The 17390-nt window shown below is 49.6% G+C and carries 15 protein-coding genes and 1 riboswitch; of the genes, 5 read left to right on the top strand and 10 right to left on the bottom strand.

Annotation, left to right across the window (positions count from 1 at the left end):
* Positions 1 to 61 precede the first annotated feature (61 nt).
* The 3 genes from ADU23_RS04740 to ADU23_RS04750 all read left to right on the top strand — a co-directional run bounded on the left by ADU23_RS04740 (position 62) and on the right by ADU23_RS04750 (position 2602).
* The gene (locus tag ADU23_RS04740; RefSeq protein WP_053372695.1) at positions 62 to 493 is read left to right on the top strand and encodes a hypothetical protein; all 432 of its coding nucleotides are present in this window, start codon (positions 62 to 64) and stop codon (positions 491 to 493) included.
* The gene (locus ADU23_RS04745; RefSeq protein WP_053372696.1) at positions 490 to 1566 is read left to right on the top strand and encodes a phosphodiester glycosidase family protein; all 1077 of its coding nucleotides are present in this window, start codon (positions 490 to 492) and stop codon (positions 1564 to 1566) included. The genes ADU23_RS04740 and ADU23_RS04745 overlap by 4 nt, the downstream gene beginning before the upstream one ends.
* Positions 1567 to 1669: 103 nt before the next feature.
* Positions 1670 to 2602 (top strand): proline dehydrogenase family protein, encoded by a 933-nt coding sequence (locus ADU23_RS04750; RefSeq protein WP_053372697.1) that lies wholly within the window; start codon positions 1670 to 1672, stop codon positions 2600 to 2602.
* 74 nt (positions 2603 to 2676) lie between these two features.
* On the opposite strand, the gene ADU23_RS04755 is transcribed toward ADU23_RS04750, so the two are convergent.
* From ADU23_RS04755 to ADU23_RS04800, 9 genes are all read right to left on the bottom strand, one after another.
* On the bottom strand, positions 2677 to 3696 hold the full coding sequence (locus ADU23_RS04755) for a biotin-dependent carboxyltransferase family protein (protein WP_053372698.1): 1020 nt from the start codon (positions 3694 to 3696) through the stop codon (positions 2677 to 2679).
* Positions 3693 to 4409: a 5-oxoprolinase subunit PxpB gene (gene pxpB / locus ADU23_RS04760; RefSeq protein ID WP_053377465.1), complete on the bottom strand. Its 717-nt coding sequence runs from the start codon at positions 4407 to 4409 to the stop codon at positions 3693 to 3695. Before pxpB ends, ADU23_RS04755 begins: the two co-directional genes overlap by 4 nt.
* A gap of 23 nt (positions 4410 to 4432) precedes the next feature.
* The gene (locus ADU23_RS04765; protein ID WP_053377466.1) at positions 4433 to 5194 is read right to left on the bottom strand and encodes a LamB/YcsF family protein; all 762 of its coding nucleotides are present in this window, start codon (positions 5192 to 5194) and stop codon (positions 4433 to 4435) included.
* Between the two features lie 138 nt (positions 5195 to 5332).
* Positions 5333 to 6718: an NCS2 family permease gene (locus ADU23_RS04770; RefSeq protein WP_053372699.1), complete on the bottom strand. Its 1386-nt coding sequence runs from the start codon at positions 6716 to 6718 to the stop codon at positions 5333 to 5335.
* Between the two features lie 122 nt (positions 6719 to 6840).
* A riboswitch (purine riboswitch) is annotated at positions 6841 to 6941 on the bottom strand.
* 111 nt (positions 6942 to 7052) lie between these two features.
* A complete protein-coding gene (locus tag ADU23_RS04780) occupies positions 7053 to 9074 on the bottom strand; it encodes an iron ABC transporter permease (protein ID WP_231637310.1) in 2022 nt (673 codons plus the stop codon).
* Between the two features lie 41 nt (positions 9075 to 9115).
* Positions 9116 to 10138: an ABC transporter substrate-binding protein gene (locus tag ADU23_RS04785; protein ID WP_053372701.1), complete on the bottom strand. Its 1023-nt coding sequence runs from the start codon at positions 10136 to 10138 to the stop codon at positions 9116 to 9118.
* A 248-nt stretch (positions 10139 to 10386) separates the two neighbouring features.
* A complete protein-coding gene (locus ADU23_RS04790; RefSeq protein WP_053372702.1) occupies positions 10387 to 11697 on the bottom strand; it encodes a 6-phospho-beta-glucosidase in 1311 nt (436 codons plus the stop codon).
* A gap of 79 nt (positions 11698 to 11776) precedes the next feature.
* Positions 11777 to 12748, bottom strand: a complete 972-nt coding sequence (locus tag ADU23_RS04795) for an N-acetylglucosamine kinase (RefSeq protein WP_231637311.1) — start codon at positions 12746 to 12748, stop codon at positions 11777 to 11779.
* A 120-nt stretch (positions 12749 to 12868) separates the two neighbouring features.
* Entirely contained in the window at positions 12869 to 13720 is an 852-nt protein-coding gene (locus ADU23_RS04800; RefSeq protein ID WP_053372704.1) for an AraC family transcriptional regulator, read from the bottom strand.
* 219 nt (positions 13721 to 13939) lie between these two features.
* On the opposite strand from ADU23_RS04800, the gene ADU23_RS04805 reads away from it, so the two are divergent.
* Entirely contained in the window at positions 13940 to 14560 is a 621-nt protein-coding gene (locus ADU23_RS04805; RefSeq protein ID WP_231637312.1) for a TetR/AcrR family transcriptional regulator, read from the top strand.
* A gap of 80 nt (positions 14561 to 14640) precedes the next feature.
* Positions 14641 to 15234, top strand: a complete 594-nt coding sequence (locus tag ADU23_RS04810; protein WP_053372706.1) for a metal-dependent hydrolase — start codon at positions 14641 to 14643, stop codon at positions 15232 to 15234.
* A gap of 63 nt (positions 15235 to 15297) precedes the next feature.
* Here the strand turns inward: ADU23_RS04810 and guaA are convergent, their stop codons facing one another.
* Complete coding sequence (gene guaA, locus ADU23_RS04815; protein WP_053372707.1) at positions 15298 to 16836, bottom strand: glutamine-hydrolyzing GMP synthase; 1539 nt, start codon at positions 16834 to 16836, stop codon at positions 15298 to 15300.
* Between the last annotated feature and the right edge of the window lie 554 nt (positions 16837 to 17390).

Genomic DNA, 17390 nt, shown 5'->3' on the forward strand with positions numbered 1-17390 from the left:
CTTGCAGTTCGTTCATCCGATCTTTCGTGCAAGTGACTATCAAGAGAGGTGAATGAATAGAATGAGTGATTTGATTTTGGAACAACGTACTGCCAGCCAATATGACAAAAAGACGCGCAGAAAGAAAGGAAATCGTACCTTCCTCCTTTTTGTATGCGTATGGCTCATTATTATATGCTCCGGCATACTCGGTGCCAAATGGTATACCGAACGGATTCAGCAGACGCTCTCCGCTGATCTCGAGCGTCAAACCGCCAGTCAAATTTCGGCGATGCAGCAAGCCTACGAGGCTCGCATGCTACAGCTCGAAACAAACTATACGGCAGATCTATCCGAGCTTAAGGCGAAGGTCGACGCGCTTAATGAGCTGCTTACGTTTACGAAGGATAACGCCGATTCCAAGACCGACAACAGCAACAAGCTGTATACGCAATTGAATGAAGTGAAGAAGCAGCTGAACGAGCTGCAGAAGAGCTTGGATGTGCTCAAATGAACCTGACCGTCAAAGCGCTGAACCGCACAGCCCTGCTCGCATGCGCGCCTTTTCTAGGCATTATGATTTGGCTGCTCTTATCCGATATTGTCATTCAATTGCCTACTGACGCGTTTCCGAAGCCCGTTACGGAGCTTACAAGGCCTCCTGAAACCAATATTGAGCCTGCCTCAACAGGGCTTGATCTCGCGCAGCAAACCGCGTCGCAAACTCGTGAGTCGATTCAAAAGCAAATTAAGCTGTATACGCAAACCAATGCCGATATGGCGAAAATATCGTCCATGGCCGCCTCGCAAGCGATGAGGCCGCTGATCATTTACGATCGCAATATTACGAGTAAGCTGGGCAAGGCAGCCGGTACAATCGAGTCGGACAAGCTAAGAGCTCAGCTATTCTACATAAAGGCAGAAAACTTTACCGCTTATGCGCTTAAAGTAAAGCTGAAGAGCAAAGACGCGATGACCATGACGCTTGGCGGAGATGAGCTCGGCAAAGCAGAGACTACGCTAGCTGCCGTTAACCGTCACCAGGCAGCAGCCGGCATTAATGCAGGCGGCTTTGCGGATGGACGAGGCAAAAGATATCCGCTAAGCACAACCATTGTTGACGGGGATTATGCTACCGGCTTTGAGGCTCCTCATGCCGATCTATTTTTTGTCGGACTAAACGATAAGAACGAGCTGATCGGCGGAAAGTTCGCGACCAAGCAGCATTTGGACGCGCAAAAGCCGAAGTTCGGCGCGTCCTTCGTGCCCGTCCTGCTCCGGGGCGGTGCGCCGCAGCCGATTCCGGCCAAATGGCAAACGAGTCCGAAGCGCGCTCCGCGAACCGTTATAGCCAACTACAAAGATGACCAGCTGTTGTTTCTTGTCGCTGACGGGTACAACGAATCCGGCAGTTCTGGCGCTACGCTCGGCGAAATGCAGCTGTTGCTCCAGCGCTACGGCGCCGTAGACGGCTACAACCTGGATGGCGGCGGCTCTTCCTCGCTCATTTTTAACGGGCGCGTCATCAATAAGCCTTCCGACGGTCAGCTTCGGAAGCTGCCGACACATTTTCTGTTTTTTAAATAATTAGGCGCACATAGCGCGATGTTGGTGATTTGTGAATATACTAATACCGAACTCTCCTGTTTCTAACTCCTACAAACGCATTTTCGGAAAAGGAGCAGCAATGATGGGCATCGGTGCAAAATGGTATCGCAAGTCATTAATGACGATCACAGGCTTACCGCTTGTCGAGAAGCTCTCAACGACCTATGGCAAAAAGCTCGCGAGCAAATTCATTGCGGGGGAAACGCTTGAGGAAGCTTTGAAGGAAATCAACGCGCTCGGCAAGCTTGGCATTATGGCTACGCTCGATCATTTAGGCGAGGGCATTCGGGATATTAGCGAGGCTTCCGTATATAAGGAGCAATATTTAAAGCTAATTGAAGGCATAGCTGCCTGCAAGGCAAACTCCAACGTATCGTTAAAGCCAACCCAAATGGGACTCGCTCTGGACCCAGCAGCTTGTTACGCCAACATTCGTGATGTGGTGAAGCATGCAAGGCGCCATCGGAACTTTGTTCGGATCGATATGGAGAATACCCCTTTTACGCAGGCGACGATTGATATCGTGAAGAGGCTGCATGCCGAAGGTTTAAAGAATGTAGGAACCGTGCTGCAGGCTTACTTGTTCCGATCGGAGCAGGATACTAAGGATATGCTGCAAGCACGTATCAATCTCCGCCTCGTGAAGGGAGCCTATAAGGAATCGGATGAAGTCGCTTTTCAGAAACCTGACGAGGTGCTTGCAAGCTTCAAAAGCATGATCAAGCTTCATTTGGACAAAGGCGTCTATACAGCAATCGCCTCCCATGATGATGCGATAATCAGCTGGGTGAAGGCATACGTGCGCACGCATCGGATATCTAAACAGGCTTTTGAATTTCAAATGCTTTACGGCCTGCGTATGAACGAGCAAGCCAAGCTTGCTAAGGAAGGTTATCGCATCCGCTGTTATGTCCCATACGGTGTCATGTGGTACCCCTACTTCACCCGCCGACTTGCCGAGAAGCCAGCAAACCTTATGATGGTCCTCAAAAACATGTCCGTGTTCAAGCGCTGATCCGCCACTTTTGGCGGCATCGGCGCTTTTTCTTTTTGGAGTAGCCTGCATTCGCTGCCTACACCAATACAATTTCAATTAGCGGAGTTAAACTTTAACGCTACAGCTGCCTTCAGCATCCTTAAATCGCGTTCGCTGTCCAAATAAAGCTCCTCGGCCTCCTGCTGGGTAATCCATTCGAAGCGAAAGCGGTCGCCGGGCTTAAGCTGGGCAAAAACAGCAATATCGACCGTTGCGACCTGCCCGATTCGCGGGTAACCGCCCGTTGTCTGCCTGTCGGCAAGCAGCACGATTGGATTTCCATCAGCCGGCACTTGAATCGTTCCACTCGCGACTGCTTCCGATAACAGCTCTAACGGCGCAGCGAGCTCCAGCTTGTGATTCCCTTCGAGGCGATATCCCATACGGTCAGATTGCACGGATATTTGAAAGCTTTGGCTAAATAACCTCGACTTGCTCTCGGCTGTAAATCGCTCATAATGCGTACCCGGCAGCGCGCGAATGATCGGGTCCGCTAGATTGTCCGCTATGGCAAAATGGCTCGCATGCCACAGCGGGACTGCAAAGCTGCCATACCCGCGCCAACCTATCTGCAGCGATTCCTTCATTCGCTCTGACAGCAAGCTCGGATCACCAGCCGCCAGCACATCTCCTGCCTTTAGCGCTCTCCCTTTATAACCGCCGATAGCGCCGCGCAGATAAGTACTTTTGCTGCCCATCACTTCCGGAACATCCCATCCGCCCGCAACTGCAAAGTAGGATCGGCAGCCAGACTCGCAGGCTCCAAACTTGATGACGGTCCCCGCGCGAACGAGCGCCGGCCTCCATAGCGGCAGCTCCTCGCCATCGGCAGTGACGAGCATTCGTGCGCCGCAAATCGCGAGCAGCGTATCCTGCTCCAAAACGAGCTCCGTCCCAGTAAGCGTAATTTCCAGCACAGCTTCATGCCCCTCGTTGCCTACCAGCAGATTAGCCGCTCGCGATGCTCCCGTATCCATAGCGCCGCCGGCAACTACGCCGTATTTTTGATACCGAAACCTCCCGAGATCCTGAACGGTAACAAGCAAGCCGGGGCGAACCACCTTTATACTCATAACTCACCTTCTATATAGAACTTAAATTGTTCGTCTGTTATTGGCTTGAATTTAACCGAGTCACCTGGTCTAAGCAAGCTAGGAATTTCATCCTGCGGGCAAAATAGAGCAAGCGGCGTTCTCCCGATCAACTGCCAACCGCCCGGTGTTGCTACCGAATAAACGCCTGTCTGCTTGCCGGCTATGCCGACGCTGCCCTGCGGTATAATCGTTCTCGGGGTCTGATGTCTTGGCGCGGCAATTTTCTCAGACATCCCGCCCAGATAAGGAAATCCCGGCGCAAAACCAAGCATATGCACCAAGTAGAGCCCCTCCGTATGAATAGTGATCACCTCTTCCTCCGTAAGCCCGTTAAGCTTAGCTACTTGGCTTAGATCTGGACCATACTCCCCGCCGTAGCAAACCGGAATTTCAATCGTTCTAGCCTCTTGATTGGAAGCGAATAACTGCTCTTTCGTTAGATAGGTTTGCACTCTCGCACATACGGTTTCAAAAATCGTAGCATGCTGATGCTCTGCCCCTGCTCGGCTTTTCTTCACGAGCAGCGGATCGTAGTGAACGGCAACGGCTACGAATGAGGGAACACATTCGATTAATCCCGCAAAAGGCCGCTCCTCTAAAGCTCGGCTTACATTCATGACAATGCGATTGACTCGCTCGTCGATGCTATTGCCCAGACGAATAATTATGGCAGTGTCGCCTAACGGCAGCATTTCATAAGTCGCTTTGTCCACACTCACCCACCTGCCTTTTTAACGGCAATGCCCACAGCCTCTAACGCCGCCCGCAGCTGCTTAACATGCTCCACCGCTCCCGGAGTATCTCCATGCACACATACCGTATCCGCCCGCAAAATAAAGCTGCTCCTCTTCCGCGTGATCACCTCGCCGTCCCTTACCATCCTTATCGCTTGCTCTGCCGCGCGGGCAGCATCAGTTATGACCGCTCCTTCTGCTCCTCGCGGCGTAAGCGAGCCGTCCGCTTCATAGGTTCGGTCTGCAAACACTTCACTCACCGTACGCAGGCCAATTGCCTCGCCAGCACGGATAAGCTCACTGCCCGCCAAACCGAATAACAGCAGATTCGGCTCAACCTTATAGACCGCTTCCGCAATCGCATCGGCGAGCGGCCTGCTTTTTGCAGCCATATTATACAAAGCGCCATGCGGCTTCACATGCGCAATGACCCCGCCCTCGGATTTGGCAAATGCGTAGACTGCTCCTAGTTGATACACGGTCAGTTCATACGCCTCATCGGGCGATATATCCATCGCACGCCTGCCAAAGCCAGCCAAATCGGGCAGGCCCGGATGCGCGCCGATCGCTACGTCATGGGCAATCGCCAGCTTTACCGTACGGCGGATAGTCGCTGCATCTCCCGCATGAAATCCGCACGCGATATTCGCTGAAGTAATCGATTTCATCAGCTCGCTGTCAGCGTTCGTTTGATAGACGCCAAAGCTCTCCCCCATATCGCAATTCAAATCAACACGTAACATCTTGCTCATCCTTCCGCCTGCCGCAGCATCCTTTTTTCAAAAGTATACCAAATGATAACCGTAAAATACCCTTCTAACCGTTTCAATTGCACAAAAAAAAGAAGCGGCGCCGGTCCAGCGCTGCTTCTTTCACCATAACTATTCCCCGCCCATGAATACGTAACGGCCAATGATCAGCACCGCTAGAATCCACATGAGCCAGTGTACCTTGTACTTGCCTTTGCCAGTCAAGTTAGCAACCGTTGCAAGAAGCACGTACGATACGATACCGAACGAAATACCGTTCGCGATGTTGTACGTAAGCGGCATAAATGCCAGCGTCAAGAAGGAAGGAATCGCGTAAACCATATCCGAGAAATCGATATCTTTTACCGACTGCATCATAAGTACGCCTACGATAATAAGTGCAGCAGCTGTAGCCGCACCCGGAACAAGCGCAACGATCGGCGACAAGAAGATCGCAAGCAGGAAGCAAATGCCTGTCGTTACTGCCGTTAGGCCCGTACGACCGCCTTGCGCAATACCTGCGGAGCTCTCTACGAATGCAGTCACTGTGCTTGTACCTAGAACCGCGCCGCCGCTAACGCCGATGGCATCGACGAACATGGCCTTACCTACACGTTTTTTGCCCTTCTCCGCGTCCTTCATGTAACCGGCACGGTTTGCCGTACCGACAAGCGTTCCGAACGTATCGAACATCTCAACGAATGTGAACGTTAGAATGACCGTTACGAGACCAACCTCGAACAAGCCCGCAAAGTCAAAATGCCAGAAGTTCATCTTCGTGAAATCAGGCACCCATGTTTGATTCGTGAATGCTGCTTTCACGTCAACATGGCCAATTAGAATCGCAATGACTGTCGTTCCCAAAATACCGAACAAAATGGCGCCTGGTACACGAAGCACCATCAGCACGCCGATAAGCAGCAGGGCAATGACTGTGAGCACAACCGTTTCATTATGGAAGCTTCCCAGCTGGATAACGGTTTCGGAGCCGCTAACCGGCGTGAATACGCCTTGCTTGATATCTGTAAAGCTCGATACAGCAATCGTCATAATACCGCTGTTTTTCAAGCCGATGATCGTAATGAACAAGCCGATACCGACCGTAATCGCATGCTTCAAGCTGTCAGGAACAGCCGTTATAAGCATTTGGCGAATTTGCGTCAGCGTTAAAATGATAAAGATAATACCTGAGATAAAAACAGCCGTCAGACCCATCGCAGGCGAGATCGGGGTGTCTGTTGACGCTGATGCAATGACAACAGATGCAAAATACGCATTCAAGCCCATTCCCGGAGCAAGCGCGACAGGAAAGTTAACGAATAAGCCCATCGCAATGGTGAAGATGCCGGCAGCAAGTGCCGTAGCTAGAAATACTGCTGTCCAGTCAAGACCGGCCGGTGTGAGTATGATTGGATTGACGGCTAATATGTACGCCATCGTCATGAAAGTCGTCAGCCCCGCCATAATCTCTGTTCTGACATTTGTTCCGTGTTCCTTTAATCGAAAGAAACGTTCCATTTTGATTACTAACCTCCCAAAAATGTGGTGGAACAAACAAAGAAGCCTAGAAAAAAATGCAAAAATACGCATTTCTCCTAGGCTCTGCAAAAAGGGGAAAAGTATACACGCCGGACCGCTGCGCGCTTTTCCACCATTTTCGTAGCCTGATCATTTACGGTGACCGAGTAGAGACTCTCAAGCCGATTCTTGAGATTATACGAAAAAATATGCTGTTGTTGTTTTCCGTTTTCAATTTTAAAGAGAAATTGTCCTCTTTGTCAACAACTTTTAACGAACATTAATGGCAATAAATAACTTCATTATTCGTATCTATCCATAATTTTCGTTCAAATTACCCCTTTTTGACCATTGAACGATACATCAGAAATAAAAAGTAAGGCGCTCCAATTAGCATAATGATTAGTCCGGAGGGAATTTCCTTCGGCGCCACCACCGTTCTACCAAGCGTATCCGCTGCTACAAGCAAAATCCCGCCTAGCAATCCTGATAATACAATGGACCGTCTTGTATGATGTCCGATCATCATGCGTACCGCATGCGGCGCCATTAAACCAAGAAACCCAATCGTTCCTACGCTCGCAACCGCGCCGGCAGCCAGCAGCACGCCGATAATCATCGACCACAGCCTCGTTCCCCGGACCGGTAAGCCGAAGCCCGTTGAACTCTCGTCGCCAAACGCCAACAGATCAAATTTTCTTCCTAGATAATAAGCAGTTGGCACAAGAATAAGCAGAAAAATAAATATGCTGTTAAATTGGGGCCAGCCCCGTCCGTAAGTTGTTCCTGTTAACCAGACAAAAGCCGTGCTGCTCCAAAGGCTAGCCTTTACGATCATCGCCTGGATCCCGGCTGAGCCGACTGCCGAGACAGCAATGCCCAGCAAAATAAGAACAGATGGATTCAGCGCTTTGCGCCACGCTAGGAAAAAGACAAAAGCGGCGGCGATGACTCCGCCAGCTATCGCTGCAATCGGGAGCGCAAAAATCGGAAGTGTCGGCCAAGCGACAAGCACAACAAGCGCGCCAAAGCCCGCACCCGAGGTTACCCCGATAATAGAAGCGTCCGCAAGCGGATTACGAACAGCGCTTTGAATGAGAACGCCGCTGATCGCTAAAGCAATGCCTCCTCCTGCTGCAACGAGCGTGCGGGGAAGTCGTAGATTTAAAAGAACGGAATAAGACGAATCCCCAGCACCTACGAGACTGCCAAGGAGCTCGGCAATCGGAATTTTAGTGCCGCCAAGCGAGAGGCTGACTAGGATAATCACGATTAACAATACCGTCATGAAAATTGCAGCCGGACCAAAGCGCAATCGCAGCGCTGCTCCGCCGATGCTCATCGAGGAATGTCCCGTGCCTGAACCTGAGATATGCTTCATTTTGCTTAGCACCAGCCAAATAAGCCAAGGTGCGCCGATGATCGCCATGACCGCGCCAACCGGCATCTCTCCAAGGCTGCTGCGTATCATGCGCGCGAGCAAATCCGCCGCTGTAATCAGCAGCGCGCCCCAAAGCGCGCTTGCTGGAATGAGCAAACGGTGCTTGCGAATGCCGCTAAGCCTTACGAGATGCGGCGCTACGAGCCCGACAAAGCCGATTGGCCCAACTACGCTGACGACGATAGCTGCCAGAAACACAGACAGCCCGAGTCCTGCTGCGCGAGTTAAGCCGACGCGTTGCCCTAGCGAGCGAGCAGTCGATTCATCAAGCTCAAGCGCATCGAATTGCCGACCGGCAGCTATCGCAATAACTAGCAAAGCCGCAATAAAAGGCCAAGCATACTCGACACCGCTCCAATCGAGCTGTATCAAGGTGCCAGAACCCCATAAAAACAAAGATTGCGTTTCGGTTTGCTTGAAAATATGAATGGCCGATGTGAAGGCGCCGAGCACCATAGAGACAATCATACCGGATAAGGCTAGCCGGACAGGGGTAGCCGTTCGGCCGCCTCCAAGGAAATAGGCGGCGAGAGCCGCGAGGAAGCCGCCAACTGCCGCTAGTACAAAGGGAAATTCATTTTGCAGCGCAGGAAAAGCAACCGTGCCCAGCGCAACCATAAAATAAGCGCCCGCATTAATGCCAAGCGTGTCGGATGCAGCGAGCGGATTTCTCGTTATCGTCTGCAGCAAAGCGCCTGCCGCCGCAAGGGCAGCGCCGGCAATAATGCCAATTACGGTGCGCGGCATCCGAATATCCCACAGCAGATTATGCTCCATCACATCTTGCCTATGCATTAAACCGTCAAACACGGTTGCTGCCGGAATCTTTGCTTCGCCGAAGCATAGGCTTAGCAAGGATAGAACGAAAAGGGCGGCAAGGCCGCCCCCAAAAATACCAATCAATCGCCAAAACATACCCGCGTTAGCCTCTTTGTTTTGAACCTTCGTCATGGCGCTCATTTTGTTAATGCATTAACGACTTGATCCACGATCACTTTAGAGGAGATCGGGCCGCCGAACACCCAAGTAGAGCCGTCCAGCGCATAAGTGCGTTTTTCCTTGACGAAATTCAGGCCGTTCCATATCGAATTATCTTTTAATCCATTCGAAAAAATATCGTCATCTTTCTGAACGATATAAATGAGGTTGGTATCCTTTACCGCAGGCAATGCTTCAACTGTTGATGTGGTAAAGCCATATAGCTCAAAAGGCTCCGGCTTCCAATCGTTTTTGAGACCGATGCGATCAAGCGTCTGAACCGCCAAGGAGTTATCCATGAACAAGCGCATCGTCGCCGCGTTTTGATAGCTGAATGCTTGGGTCAGCACATAGTTCAAGCCTTCCTTGCCTGCTGCTGCCAGCTTAGCTTTTGCATCTGTATAATGCTGATCCAAATCGGAGAGCACTTTGTCTCCTTCAGTCGTCTTGCCAACCGCTGCAGCGATTGTTTTGAAAATATCGATCATCTGCGTATATTGGTCGCCTCCGCCCTCAACCGGGTATAGGCTGAATATCAGCGTTGGCGCGATTCCTTTCAGCTGATCGTAAATCGCCTCATGGCTATCCGTATTCGCAATAATCAAATCGGGCTTCAGGGAAGCGATCGTCTCTAAATTCGGCTCATGCCGGAAGCCGACATCCGTCACAGACGCATCCAAAGGGGCTTCAGAAGTGACCCACTGCTTATAGCCTTCATTGTCAGCGTTACCGATCGGCTGCATGCCAAGCGCGACCATGTCTTCTGTAAACGTCCATTCCAAGACGACTACCTTTAGAGCCGGTTTATCCAGCTTGAATTCACCTTTCGCATCCTTAAGGATGATCGGGCCGTTAGCCGTTTCAGCGCTCGCGTTAGTCTCGCCTGCATTTCCGCTTGTCTCGCCGGCTGCTGCTTTATTGCTCGTGTTGTTCGCTCCGCAGCCTGCTGCGACTAGCATGACTGCAATGACCATGATCAAACCCATTAAACGTTTACTCATTTCCTATTACCCCCTATTTATCAAAACCAATGCTTGCCTTCATTTTGTGAAAACCATTATCAGTTCATTGATAATAATTATCATAATCATTAACATCAGTTATCTTATAATCGTTTCACGCCGTTGTCAATGAAAAATATTGTATGTACGCTCTTCTGTGAAACAAACTAAAAAAAAGCAAATAGGAAGGACAGGATCATTAATCCTGGCCTTCCTATTTGCTTCGCTTCGCCTAATCGCAGCAGCTTTTATTCATTTTTGAAAAAGTTTGGCAGATACGCTTTGTTCGCTTCAAGCATCTCCTCAAGCAGCGCCTTCGCCACTGAGACGCTTGGAACGAGCGGATGATGCACCAACGCTTGCAGCGCGATGCCTCTATCTCCGCTAATTGCCGCTTCGATCGTCAATGCCTCGTACGTTTTAACTGCATGCATGAGTCCTTTAATTTGTTCCGGAACACGCTGCAACGGCATTGGAATCGGACCTTGCGCCGTTACGACACAGTTGACCTCGATGCTGGCATCCTCTGGCAAGAAATCGATAATGTTGCCGTTTCTTACGTTAAGCGTCTGAATATCCCGCTTGTCCGTATACAAAGCGTGCATCAAGTTAACAGCCGCCTCGGAGTAATAAGCTCCGCCGCGCTGCTCAAGCTGCTTCGGCTTCTCATTTAGGTTAACGTCCTTGTACAGCTCAAACAATTCCGCTTCAACCCGGCTAACCACTTCTGCACGCGTGCCGTTTTTCTCCATTGACTGCTTCATATCCGCAAGCATAGCATCCGTCATGTAGAAATAACGGAGGTAATACGTTGGCAGTGCGCCAAGCGAGCTTAGGAAATCCGCATCCCAGTCAAAAGCCGTTACGTTCGTAGCGGAATAATCACGACCGCCGCCGATCATCTCCTGCAGCTTATCCTCGCCGTTTACGTAAGCAGCCGTCACCCAGTGAAGATGGTTGATGCCCACAAATTCCGGCAATACGTCGCTCTCGCTTACGCCGTACTCTTTAGCAAGAAACTTTTGGAAGTTGATAGGCGAATTACATAGGCCAACTGTTTTTACTTTGCTGTATTTCTGTACCGCTTCCGTCACGATACCAGCAGGATTCGTAAAGTTAAGCATCCAAGCATTTGGCGCCAGCTCTTCGATATCTTTACAGATGTCCAGAATAACCGGCACAGTGCGAAGCGCTTTGAACATACCGCCAGGACCTGTCGTTTCTTGTCCGATCACACCATGGGAGATCGGAATATGCTCATCACGTTTTCTTGCTTCAAGCAAACCAACCCGCATTTGAGTCGTAACAAAGTCTGCTCCGGCAATTGCTTCGCGGCGGTCAAGCGTCAATTTCACTTCGATCGGCAGACCCGCCTTCTCCACCATCCGTTTTGCAAGCTCGCCTACGATCGCCAGCTTATGTCGGCCTTCTTCGATATCAACGAGCCATAACTCGCGAATAGGCATCTCGTCGTACTTTTTGATGAAACCTTCTACGATTTCAGGGGTGTAAGAGGAACCGCCGCCGATGACAGCAACTTTAAGTGGTTTTTTGGACATTTTGAATGAGCCTCCCTCAATGTTTTAAAAATGATGATTGCATGCACGGTGTTCATTTTGGAGTGAGTGTTCTATTGGTTTAAAGAGTAATTTTTCTAAGTGCTGCGTCAACTTCTTCGCTGATGACCATACCGCTGCTATCCATCGCACTCATGACTGCACCTACTACCGGGTCAACCGTCAGCTTGACTGTTTTGGCATGAGGGGCAACCGCAACGACGGCCTCGTTAATGGCGTTAACCATATGTGGAGAGCTTCCGCGCGACAGCACGCTGCCGGTTAGTACGACATCAAACTTTTCTTGCTCCATGCCAAGGCGCTTGATGAGCGCATTGACCGCATTCGCATGCTCACGGCCCGCCTCTTCCAAAATGCGGATAGCTACTGCATCGCCCTGCTCTGCTGCCTCAAACATAACCTTAGCAAGCGAATGGGGAGGACGCTTGCCGTTTTCCAAGGCGTCGTCGTACATGTGTTGAATGGTTTCATACCCAAGCCGCTGCGGAACCAGCTCAGTAAGCAGAGTCGCTTGCTCTCTGCCCTCCCAAGCACGGATCGCACTGCGGAAAGCATGGATGGCTAGATCGGTACCCGAGCCGAGTCCATCTCCGAACATATATCCAAAGCCGCCATATTGAAGCTCTTCGCCTTGCTTGTTGCGGGCTGCAGCGTTAAAGCCGGTGCCGCTGATAATAACCGCGCCATACGATTGATGGGTACCCGCGCGCATACCGATCATCGTATCGCATGCGATATCATGTTTTTCAAAGCCTAGCGAAGCAATCATCGGTCGTAAAATAACGTAGTCAGGCTCGCGATCCGCTCCGGCTAGTCCGAAATAAGCGAAGGTCACTTGATCCTTTGATACGCCAGCTTCTTGAAGAGCCTGATTGCAAGCCGTATCAATGCTCGTCTTTGCTCCTTCATACGCCGTTTGGTGGTTGCCATTCCCACCATGCCCTCTGCCTAGTACCTGACCATTCTCGTCAACAAGCAGGGCATGCGTCTTGGTGCCTCCTGCATCTACCCCAAGGAAAATCAATTCGGTCACGCTCCTAGTTTTTTACTTTCGTATGTTAACTATCATTTATACTTTCTTCTATTTTAAAATAAAAAACATCGCTCTTCTAATGAAAAAGAACGATGTTATGATACTATCTTACTATTTTATCTACTCACGCAGCTCGGAAGGCAGCTTGCCTACATGCTGCTTAAACAGCCGATTAAAGTTAGACAAATTACGAAATCCACATTCTGCTGCCACTTCTATAATCTTTTTGTCCGAAGACTCGAGCAGGTGAGCTGCATGCGACAGCCGCAGTTGAATTAAATAATCCATTGGCGAGGTTCCGACAACCTGAACAAACAGCGTGCTAAAACGAGAGGGACTGAGATGAGCTGCCTCTGCCAGCTCCTTTAGCGTCCAAGGATAAGAAATGTCAGCCTCGATATCATGCAGTACCCCTCGAATCGTTTCCATCCCTCGTGCATAGGGTGTTCCGGTTTCATTGTTTTTCGAAAAATAACGATTAACAAACGCAAGAAACTGCATGAGCCTTGCCCGAACGACCACCTCAAAATGCGGTTCCTTACGCTCGAATTCGGCTGCCATATCCGAAATGATATCGCCCAGTAGCCCAAGCATCGGATGGGTCCGATCAAGCACCTTATCAAACCGCATGCCTGTATCGCGAAAAGGGATAAGCAGCTCCGCGTCATAACGCTGCTCTAGGGCGAGGTAGGCGGAGTCAAACATAATCACATTCATCACCAGCTCCTCTGATTCGAATGCACGGTGCAGGTCATTGGAACGAATGAGAACGATATCGCCTTGCTGAAAGTCATAACGGCTCCCGTTAATTAAATAATAGCCTCTGCCCTTTTTTATGTAGTTTATTTCAAGCGCCATATGCCAGTGCAGCCTTTGAAAGGTAGGATTAACCCCCTCGGATTGCGAGATGATAATCGGAAAAGCCTGCGGCAGCTCGATAAGGTCTTTGCTGATGGAAGGGAATAGCTTCATTATATTTCTCCTTAAAGGTTTGCTGAAGCAAACCTACTTCGTAAGCATGTGCTTAGTTTTGCGAATGCAAACCTACTTCGTAAACGTGTGCTTAATTTGAATTATAGCAGATGTTGATTATTGACAACATATGTAAGTGGTAATATTGTATAACCAACGGTTACTAACCATTGGTTATACAACGAAAAGGAGGGTTAACCCATCGCCGCAAAAAAAGAATTGCGATCAGAAGAAACCAAACGCTCCATCATCGCGGCGGCCGAGAAGCTGTTCGGAGAACGCGGCTACGAGTCCGTTACGATAAGGGAAATCGCCAAAGAGGCAGGTTGTTCCCATACGGCGATCTATATTTATTTTCAGGATAAGGAAGCTCTCCTTCACGCTCTCTCGATGCAGCCCTTGCAGCAGCTTAAGGTTAAGCTGGACGCTCTAGTTGTCGATGGTTTTTTGACCTCCGACGAGAAGCTGCAGCGGTTAAGCGAGCAGTTTATTCGATTTTGCCTCGAAAACCGCAGCATGTATGCTATTTTGTTCGAAGTAAAATCCGTACGGGTGGACGAAGCAGAGCCTGAGCTTGAGATTAATCGCATGCGCAATCAAATGTTAAATATTATTGTGCAGGTTTTAAAAACCAATCTTAATTTGACAGAAGGCGAGCAGCTCCTTAGCTTCTCACGCATTTATTTCTATATGCTGCGCGGCATCGTCGGCACCTATACATTGTCGGAGGAGACTGTCGATTCGATAATGACCCGACTATCAAACACCTTTCACGTTGCCTTTGAGTCATTGCTGCTTGGCTTTAATGCTCAGCTTCAGGAAAGCAGGAAAAAACAATGACCTTTTTATTGTTTATTTTCTTGTTCGCTGCTTTGTGCGGCTGGCTTGATGCGCGAATACTACCGAAGGGGGAACAATAGATGTTTGCCGGACATTTTGGACTTGCAGCTGCTGTAAAAGCGATGGAACCGCAGGTTCCCTTATGGGCGCTAATGGCGAGCACGCAGCTAATGGATATTGTCTTTATCTCGCTGCTGCTCTCCGGCGTAGAATCACTCGAGCCGATTGGCGATGGCGGATACGGCAAAACCATTATCCATGCTGACTATACGCACTCCCTCGTCGGTGCGCTGCTTAGATCGGCTATCGCCTGCTTCATCGCATGGCGCATTTGGAATATGCGAAGCGCAATTGTCATAGGATCGCTTACCTTTAGCCACTGGCTTATCGATTTGGTTGTGCATCGAAGCGATATGCCGTTTTTTCCTGGAAACTGGGGAGACCTGCCGCTGCTTGGATTCCAGCTATGGCAATTTCCGGCCATAAGCGCCGCTGCGGAGATTGTACTGGTTCTGATAGGAGCTATTTTGTACTTTCGATCCGTCATTGCAAGAGCAAAGAAGACTGAGAAAATAGAGAAGAAATCAAAAGCAATAAAGCAGGCCTATGGGATCGGCTCGTTGATGGCATTTTTTCTTGTTTTAACGTTCGTTACTGATTATTTGGGGTTATGATCTAACTCCTGTTGCCAAAAAAAAACCGCTGAGACATGTCTCAGCGGTTTTTTCTCGTTAATGCTATTCCCACTCGATCGTAGCAGGCGGTTTCGACGTAACGTCATAGACGATACGGTTAACGTTGTCTACTTCGTTTACGATACGAACGGAGATTTTTTCGAGCACATCCCAAGGAATACGTGCCCAGTCTGCAGTCATGCCGTCGATGGAAGTAACCGCGCGGATGCCCACAGTGTACGAATACGTACGCGCATCGCCCATAACGCCTACGCTCTTCATGTTTGGAAGCGCAGTGAAGTATTGCCAAATTTCACGGTCAAGGCCTGCTTTCGCAATTTCATCACGCAAAATCGCATCGGATTCGCGGACAATCAAAAGCTTGTCCTCCGTTACTTCACCTAGGACACGAATGGCAAGACCTGGACCTGGGAATGGTTGACGCCATACGATTGCTTCTGGCAGTCCGCATTCTTCGCCGACTTTACGAACCTCATCCTTGAACAGCGCTTTAAGTGGCTCAACAAGCTTAAATTTGATATCCTCTGGCAAGCCGCCAACGTTGTGGTGAGATTTGATCGTTTGCGCCGTAGCCGTACCGCTCTCAACGATATCCGTGTAAAGCGTACCTTGTGCCAAAAATTCAAAGTCATCCAATTTATCCGACTCTTCTTGGAACACATAAATAAATTCGTTACCGATAATTTTACGTTTTTGCTCAGGGTCTTCTACGCCTTTAAGCTTGCCTAGGAAACGCTCCTGCGCATCGATTTTGAGAACCTTCATATCGAATTTGCCTACGAAAGTATCCATTACGCCCTCGGCTTCGCCTTTGCGCAGCATGCCGTGGTCGATAAACATACAAGTAAGCTGATCGCCGATCGCTTTGTGAAGCAGAATCGCTACAACGGAAGAATCTACGCCGCCGGAGAGCGCACATAGCACCTTTTTGTCGCCAACTTCGTTACGGATGTCGCGAATGGCATCCTCAATAAACGATTCCATCGTCCAAGTGCCGTCGCAATCGCAAATATTGTAGAGGAAGTTGCGAATCATTTCATTACCGAATTCAGAGTGACGAACCTCCGGATGGAATTGAACCGCATAGAACTCGCGATCCGGGTTGCTCATTGCCGCAACAGGAGCATGCTCCGTGCTTGCATCCACTTGGAAGCCAGCAGGCAGCTCAACAACATGGTCGCCGTGGCTCATCCAAACGGATTGGACTTTGTCCAAGCCAAAGCCGATGCGGGAGCCTTCCACAAATTCAACCTCGGCTTTGCCGTACTCACGTTTGCCTGCGCGCTCAACTTTACCATTAAGCTGATGCGACATAAGCTGCATGCCGTAGCAAATACCGAAAATTGGAATGTTCAGATCATAAATAGCCGGGTCTACCATTGGTGAATTTTCTTCATAAACGCTGGCCGGTCCTCCCGAGAATACAATGCCCTTCGGCTGCAATTCGCGGATCCGTTCTACCGACGTGTTGTAAGGCAACAGCTCGCTGTATACGCCCAAATCACGAATACGGCGCGCTATCAGTTGGTTGTATTGTCCTCCAAAATCCAGAACAACGATGATTTCATTTTGCTTAGTCATTACCGAGCCTCCCTCAAATTATGTAGTAATTATATATAAGGCGGTTTGAACGAGTCAAGGCGATCAGCGTGACAATTAGTAGAAGATTCGACATCTTCCCTTCTGCACGGCGTTAAATTCGCGGGAATAATGTTTATTATGACAAAAATAACAGGATGTTACACATCTTTGGGGTTCACGAAAAAGCCTAAGCGATAAAACATGATATGTAAAATGTTTTAATTGTGTAGTTCGGGGTTGGGTGGTTTCCTTGTTGGTGGTTCGGGAGCTGAGATTAGATAGTTGGGTTACCGTTCGAGGGGTATTAGTGACGTGTGACGGGTGAAGGGTGAAAGGTGAAGGGTGATGTTAGAAGTAGGATCTCTTTAGCCCCCTAATTCCATTGGAGTCCGAATTGGAATCCATAGTACACTATGTATATGGATGAGGTGAGGGATAATGAGGAGAAAAAGACAAAGTGAAGCGTACAAAATGAAGGTAGTTGAGGAGGCCCTGCAAGGGGGCAACTTTAGTCATACAGCGAGAAAGCATGATCTGAATCCCGAATCGGTAAG

The organism is Paenibacillus sp. FJAT-27812 (assembly GCF_001273905.1).
In the GTDB taxonomy this organism is placed as follows: Bacteria; Bacillota; Bacilli; order Paenibacillales; family Paenibacillaceae; genus Pristimantibacillus.